Below are 6925 nucleotides of genomic sequence, written 5' to 3'. Positions count from 1 at the left end.
TTTTAAATCACTGTATAAGATGTAAGGCGCGTTATTATTCTCAGTGCAGTCGGTAGATTCATCTACGTAACAGGCTTAACTTGTTTGGACTGTCTTACTGCAAGGACAAGTTGCGGTAGCAGTGACATCACGATCATGCCTGTCATTAGCGAGTACTGGAGTGGGGTAAAGGATTCACCCATCAACATCATACCCGTCACAATTCCCGCAATTGGGTTAGCGATGCCACCGAAGGTGAAATCAACCACTGACATACGCTGTAGTAGCCACACATACATGCCGTAACCCAGGGCAGTGTTCAGGATAATCACCCAAACAAGTCCTATTGCGTTACGAGTATCGAAATGAGTCACAGCGTTAACATAAGGCTGTGGGTCGATGAGCGCATGAACGCCAGACGCGACAGATAAAATCGTACCGCCTAGAATCAGTTGCCATGTTAATACCTTCCACCAGTGCATGCGATTACCCAGTGACTTGGTAATGCTACTGCCGATAACGATACACATGATTGCAGCGAACATGGCGCCTAAACCTATTGGGTTTAATGCGATTTGACTTGGATTAAACAGTATCCACGCCAATGTGATTAATCCAACACCAGACAAGGCTTGAATCAATTGCGGACGCTGTTTCTTTACTACCCAATGGAAGATCATCGCAAACACTGGCACAGAGATCATACCTACACCGGAGATTGCCGAAGGCAACGTCAACGCCATCACGAAGATTAAGCTAAAGAAGGTCGCAATATTGATAAGACCCAATGTGAAAATGATCTGCCATTCGCCTTTTTGAGGCAGTGTCGGTTTTACTACTAGCAATAACAAACCAGCAGGCAACGCGCGCAAAGCACCCAATAATAAGGGGGGCCATTCCTGTAGCGTAAATTGCGTCACTGCATAGGTTGTTCCCCAAAAGAACGCGGGAATCATTGCTAATAATATGTTCATATGAAATATCTTTACGTTAAGATAATTGGTTGTATGAACTGTATACCTAGATCATATGGTTGTAAAGTATCTTTATGTTAAACTAGTTTGAATTAATCAGACTAATAACGGAGCGAGATCGCAAATGGATGCTATCGACCGCGTAGTAGAGCAATGGGCAAAGGAAAAGCCTGAGTTAGAAACTGAGCCAATGGCAATGATGGGCAGGATTATGCGTATTGCCAAGTATATGGAGACGCAAGTTGCCGAGCTTCATAAAAATTACGACATGAAACTTGGTGAGTTTGATGTGTTGGCAACGTTGCGACGTTCTGGGAAGCCTCATCAACTGACGCCATCAGAACTGATCGGATCGATGATGCTGACCTCAGGCGCAATGACCAATCGCCTTGATAAACTAGAAGCTAAAGGGCTGATCAGTCGTGAGCACAGCAAAGAAGACAGGCGCAGCGTGAGTGTTCTGCTAACCAAAGATGGTCTTATTCTGATCGACCAAATGATGACTGAACATGTCGAAATGCAGAAAAAACTGGTTAAGTCATTGTCTGCGAGCCAGAAGAAGAACACTAACCAACTTCTGAAAGCATGGTTGAGTGCTTACGAATAATTTTTAGGTGACGGAGTAGGGTACGACTATGGACAGTATTCAAAATAATACGGAAAAAACAGATATGCTTGAGAAAGTAGAGCGCGTTGTATTAATTAATGGATTGGAATATGAGGTTAGCGGAAATGTTCTTAATCTTAAGCTAGGCAGAGCGGGTGGAAAGGTAAAAATCAAATACGATTACGCGACGAATTCATACGTCTACAACTGTAATGAGTATGCTATTGGTTTTTCCAGTCTCATCTTCTTCGTTCTTTCGTTTAATACTCTGTATCAAGTTGATCACCAAGCATGGTCTGGTTATGTCGCGGGTTTGATGTTCGCTGGAGCAATATTCAATTTGATCCAATTAGTGCTATCTCACGTCCAAATGTTAGACATTAAAGCACAGCTAAGAGAAGTCGGTATCTACCTCAAGTCTGGCGCGTAAGAGCCTTTAGCATCTTGTGTATCGTGAACAACTGAACAACTTAGCCATTTCTGAGTAACGAGTGGTTAAGCCCTGCCATCGGTGGTTATATGCCCAAATAAGCAGCGTTAACACCAATTCTTAGTGCTGTTTTTACTTTCCTCTTACACACTTTTCTTATATCGAACCTAGTATCAAATTTCTCTTGGTTATACAGGCAAGCTTCTCATTATGAAGAACTTTTTCGATAGCGAGCTCATGCTCTCTAGCTCCTTGAACTTCGTTCTGCTGTCACTTGGACTAACGCTCCTCTTACATATTCCAATTTGGTGTGGATTCAACCTGAGTCGGCGAAAATGGAAGCGTATGGATTATTTATGGCCGTTTTTAGCGGGTATCGGAATGCTTGGTGCCGTGTCTGAGATTAGAGCGAAGGTGGCGGGTGATTGGGTTGAAACCGAACAAACCAGAGCGGTGGCGATTTTAGAATCGGTTCAGCAGTTCTCGTTGGATAAGTTGAGAAGTGATACCTGTACAGGTCAGCCATCTTTAGATAATTACGCTCAGTACCACGACGCGTGTTTGTGGTATTTGAATACGGCGATTACGTTTAAAGATATCGATTTCACCTTGTTACCTAATGCATCGGATTTTACGGTTCCTGCGCCTAGCGTGTCGTTAGTTGAAAGTGATGCGGTGTGGGTGGATGGTATGCTGAGTCAGTATGAAAAGCAGAAAAACCAATATATAAAAACCAGAGAAGCGCAGGTGAAGCTGCCCCTAGAAAGTATCTTTTGGTATGTGAGTCCTTACTTAGTGTGTTTCGCGATTGCACTACGTCTTACTAAGGTGACAGCAGAGCTCAAGTTGGATAAATGCTCATAGTTCACTGAATGTTTGTAGTTCACGGTTCATCGCTATATCAATGGGTAACTCAATAGCTAGGCAAGCGTATAACTTTAGGTAAGCGTATAACTAATAGGATGTGTCTGAATTAGAGATAAAAAAATAGCGTCAGTATTGAATTACTGACGCTATTTTTATGTTGGATCCAACAGTAGCGGAAAGTTGTTTATAAAGGTGGCTACTTAAATTGATATCTAACCGAAAGTTGTAATTGAGGGCCGTAAAGACCGTTGTTTTTGGAAGCAACTGCAAACACTGCTTTATCTGTGGCATGGAACCTGGCTCCAAACGTAAAGATTGAGTGCTCTCCGTTAGAACCCGCAAGCACATGGGCTTCTACTCTCTGAGTGATCCACGCTCGAATACCCGCATTAAATTCGACATAAGCTTTCGTTTCTCCAGCTGCGTATGAGTTTTTGTTGAAATGGAGTAGCAGCTGCGTATTTAAGTCGATCCCTTGAGTTATTGGACCATAAACTTGAGGGCCGATGTACGCATCAAAGTTGCTTTCATCTTCGGCTGTGTTGGTACTAAGGCCGCCCAAAATCGCCAAGCTATCGTTGATGTCGCGTCCACCATCCACGCTTAACCCCATAGGCTTTGCTTGCATCCCAAGTTCTACAAAGTCCGTTGTGAAATTTGCCGCAGATATAGCTTGATGAGAGAAGAGGCATAGCAGTAGAGGTATTACATTTTTAATTTTCATATGACTTACAAAAGATAGTAATAGTGGAGTAAAGCGCTTGGTCATGCTTTATTTATTGTCACGCCAAAGCGATGAAGTTCTTCGAAAGTTAAGTCAAAGAAAATGTCTGTTCTTGTTGTCCATCTTGATTGTGCTGTATAGGGGGGCGATAACCCATTCCTTTGCTTGATGATTGTATATTAAACATAACTGCAATAACCAACAACGATTTTAATTTTTTTTGTATAGCTCTAAGTTCTGGTTCAATTATGGAAATAGTTAATCCTAACTGTATGAATGCAAAAATGGGCAGTTTATCTGCCCATTTTTATAACTGTAATGAATGACAAATCTTCCCTTAGATCGAGATTCAACTCGATATAGACAGTGCGAACGACAACAAGATTGGTAGGGTAACCACACTTAGGAAGTTACCAAACAACACCATAGATGCGACCTTAGGGGGCTCGACATTGAACCTCTCTGCAAACAGGTAGTTCATCACAGCGGGTGGCAGCATGGTGAACAGTACCATCATTTGTAAGTGCAGCGTCGGCAGCGGGATAAAGAAATAGATGATGGTAAAAGCGATCGCCCCTGTAAACAGGGATTGAGCCGTACACAACAAGCCGACCTTTAATCCGCTCAGTCTCAAGTTGACCATTTGCGAACCTAACGACAATAGCATGATAGGAACAGCAGCTTGCCCAAGCAGTGATGTGGCTTCGTAGATTGGATTCCACACGGTAATTCCAGACAGGTTGAGCGTCATCGCTAGCGCAGCCGCTAAGAAGATTGGCATCTTGAGGATCTGTTTGATCGGATTACCGTCGCTCAATAGCGCCAACCCCACACTGATATGGACACATGCCGATACCACAAATAGTAATACCGCAGGGGCTAATGCGCTCTCGCCAAAGGTATAAGTGAATAGGGGAATGGCTAGGTTGCCACTATTACGGAACATGTGTGGCGGAGCCCAAGCCTTGAAATTGAGCTTAAAGATCTTACAGATCGGAATCATCAACAATGCAGGCACTAACACTGCGACCAAAGAAGCGGTTATGAGTGGCAATTGCTCTGTGTCGAGAGGCATGGTGGTCAGCGATGCAAACACTAGCGCAGGGATACACACATCCATGTTGATGCGATTGATCGGTTTGAAATCGGGCTTGAGCCAACGACCGACCGCAAAGCCAGCACTGGCTAAAGCAAAAACGGGAAACAGAATGCTGATGACCTGTTCGAACATAGAATTCCTTTCTAGGTTTAGTACATCCATTTAGCGGAGAAACGAATGTTTTAGAGAGCGCTATAGATACGTATGAAATCGAGATGTATAAACATTAACCTATCAACATAATGACTTGGCGTCACCGAAGATCGTTGTCTGTCAGCGGTTAATTTACATTTCTTTGAATGAAGCACAAAAAAGACCAGTGGCATCAGCAACGGGTCTTTAAAGGCTAGATAAATCTGGACGGGTTCTTTAATTAACTACGGTGACCACTAAACGCGATTATCACCACAGCTGTAGGCAACGATCTGGCTGATTTCGCTCAGGCTACGACCTGATTGTTGCTGCCATTCGTTGAAGGCTTTACCCGCTGCCAGTTGTGCTCGCTTGGTGTTACGGCCGCTATCTAGCACATCGGTACTGCGTAGGTGCGCTTCAACATCCGACGACAAGATGAAGGTGTCTTTGCCCATTTGGCGCAGAGTGTAGGCACCAGTATTACCACCTAGTCGCTTGCCGTGTTTTTTCAGGTAATCCCACAGCTCGGTGATACGTTCTGATGGCCAGTCGGCAACCATTTTCGAGAATGAATCGGCTTCACGCTTGGCATTGTGGATCATGGTGGCGTTGGCAGGGATGGTCATCACTTTAGTGAGGTGGCGAATAATGCGCGGGTCTTGTGCTTTCTGTTCCCACATTTCATTCGGCAGCATCAGCATTTTCTCGATGTTGAATTCAAAGAACACCTCTTCAAATTGCGGCCATTTCTTTCTCACCACATTCCACGAAATGCCACACTGGAATACTTTTTCAGTAAAGGCGGCTAGCCAACGGTCTTCGGTGATTTGCGATAACTCGGCTTGGGAAAGGGGCGCACGAACAATCTTTTCGAGTTCGGCTGCTCCGCCTTTACGGTGAGCTGCACGTTGATAAATAGTGTCGAATTTTTCTTGGGTCATTGGAGGTTCCAAATTACATCTGTGTATCTTGAGTATGTAGCCAGTGCTTAATGATATGGGGCTGAATCTGGCAATTAAAACAAGTCGATTAACTAAATAAGTCTGTTAATTAAAACAATCCTGGTAACTAAAATTAACCTGACAATTAAAATGAACTAGCAGAGCTTTAATTCCATCTGATACAAGGGCCACGTTTTGCCATTGAACTCTTTCACGCTCGGCTCTTTGTCTACCACCTGAAATCCTGCTTTGTCGTAGCAGCGTTTTGCTCCGTGGTTTTGCTTAAATACGGCCAAGGTGATGGTGGTGATATTTGGGATTTCTTTCGCAGCTTCTAATGCACTTTCTATCATGGATTGCCCAAGCCCTTTACCTCGTTGGTTTGGGTTAATCGCGACTCGGCAAAAGCGAAGTTCATTGTCTGACATGCGTTGAAACTCCATAAAGCCAAGCAAGTCATCGGTATTTGAGTTGGCGTTTGAATCGGCGTTCGGTTCAGAGTATGACTTAGATGCAGAAAAGGTATATAGCTCGACATGTGGTTCTTGAGAACGTTCGATGATGGAGGCTGCTTTTAAGGGCCAACCAAATGTCCGTCCGCCCCATAGAACGTAGTCTTCTAGGGATGTAAACCAAGTGACGATCTCGTCGGCGTCGGATGCTTTAAAGCGGTTTATTTCCATATCCTTCTCTCTTCCTTATCGCGTGTCTCTTTTTCTAAGCCGTTAAACTTCTGCGGCCAACTGATCAAGAAATCCACGCATGTAGTCGGTGCGCTTATTGGCTTCTAATTTGGCTGATTCTGTATTCATGGTTTCAGCTAGCTTGAACAGCTTCACGTAGAAATGGTCGACGCTGTAGTGCTTGTCATCCAAGTCACGCTGCTTCGCGAATGGGTCTTCGTGGTTATAGAGTTCAGCGTTAAAGCTTTGACCCACGTATAGGCAGCGAGCAATGCCAATCGCACCGAGAGAATCTAGGCGATCTGCGTCTTGAACAATCTGTGCTTCCAAGGTTTCTGGTGTGATGTTGGCGCTGTAACTGTGAGTGACAATAGCGTGATGGATTTCGTCGAGATAGGACGCGGGATACTCGATAGATTTGAGGAAAGAGATCGCCTTGTCTGCCGCCATTTTTGAGCTTTGGGCTCTGTCTGGGTGGTTCTTAGG

Annotated in this window: 9 protein-coding genes; 3 read left to right on the top strand and 6 right to left on the bottom strand. The window is 44.3% G+C overall.

Annotated features, from left to right (window positions below; all coding sequences use genetic code 11):
- Positions 1-62: 62 nt before the first annotated feature.
- Positions 63-953, bottom strand: coding sequence for a DMT family transporter (locus tag AB4653_RS13315; RefSeq protein ID WP_102258356.1), 891 nt, complete (start codon positions 951-953; stop codon positions 63-65).
- A 124-nt stretch (positions 954-1077) separates the two neighbouring features.
- Here AB4653_RS13315 and AB4653_RS13310 point away from each other — a divergent pair, with 124 nt between their 5' ends.
- The 3 genes from AB4653_RS13310 (at position 1078) to AB4653_RS13300 (ending at position 2854) form a co-directional block, all read left to right on the top strand.
- Positions 1078-1560 carry a MarR family winged helix-turn-helix transcriptional regulator gene (locus AB4653_RS13310; protein WP_102258357.1) on the top strand — a complete coding sequence of 161 codons (483 nt, stop codon included), beginning with the start codon at positions 1078-1080 and terminating at the stop codon, positions 1558-1560.
- A gap of 28 nt (positions 1561-1588) precedes the next feature.
- Positions 1589-1990 carry a hypothetical protein gene (locus tag AB4653_RS13305; protein ID WP_009846182.1) on the top strand — a complete coding sequence of 134 codons (402 nt, stop codon included), beginning with the start codon at positions 1589-1591 and terminating at the stop codon, positions 1988-1990.
- Positions 1991-2335: 345 nt separating this feature from the next.
- On the top strand, positions 2336-2854 hold the full coding sequence (locus AB4653_RS13300; protein ID WP_102258358.1) for a hypothetical protein: 519 nt from the start codon (positions 2336-2338) through the stop codon (positions 2852-2854).
- A gap of 199 nt (positions 2855-3053) precedes the next feature.
- Here the strand turns inward: AB4653_RS13300 and AB4653_RS13295 are convergent, their stop codons facing one another.
- The 5 genes from AB4653_RS13295 to AB4653_RS13275 form a co-directional block, all read right to left on the bottom strand.
- Complete coding sequence (locus tag AB4653_RS13295; protein WP_232281801.1) at positions 3054-3581, bottom strand: hypothetical protein; 528 nt, start codon at positions 3579-3581, stop codon at positions 3054-3056.
- Between the two features lie 349 nt (positions 3582-3930).
- Positions 3931-4812, bottom strand: a complete 882-nt coding sequence (locus AB4653_RS13290; protein ID WP_009846185.1) for an AEC family transporter — start codon at positions 4810-4812, stop codon at positions 3931-3933.
- A 257-nt stretch (positions 4813-5069) separates the two neighbouring features.
- On the bottom strand, positions 5070-5756 hold the full coding sequence (locus AB4653_RS13285; RefSeq protein WP_102258359.1) for a DNA-3-methyladenine glycosylase I: 687 nt from the start codon (positions 5754-5756) through the stop codon (positions 5070-5072).
- Between the two features lie 155 nt (positions 5757-5911).
- Positions 5912-6439: a GNAT family N-acetyltransferase gene (locus AB4653_RS13280; RefSeq protein WP_009846187.1), complete on the bottom strand. Its 528-nt coding sequence runs from the start codon at positions 6437-6439 to the stop codon at positions 5912-5914.
- Positions 6440-6481: 42 nt separating this feature from the next.
- On the bottom strand, positions 6482-6925 hold a 444-nt coding region (locus tag AB4653_RS13275; RefSeq protein WP_372104403.1), incomplete at its 5' end, for a phosphohydrolase.

Source organism: Vibrio sp. 10N.222.48.A3 (genome assembly GCF_041475345.1).
Taxonomy (GTDB): domain Bacteria; phylum Pseudomonadota; class Gammaproteobacteria; order Enterobacterales; family Vibrionaceae; genus Vibrio; species Vibrio tasmaniensis_A.
Note: the sequence above shows the minus strand (reverse complement) of the source record. Positions and strands in the feature narration are given on the sequence as shown.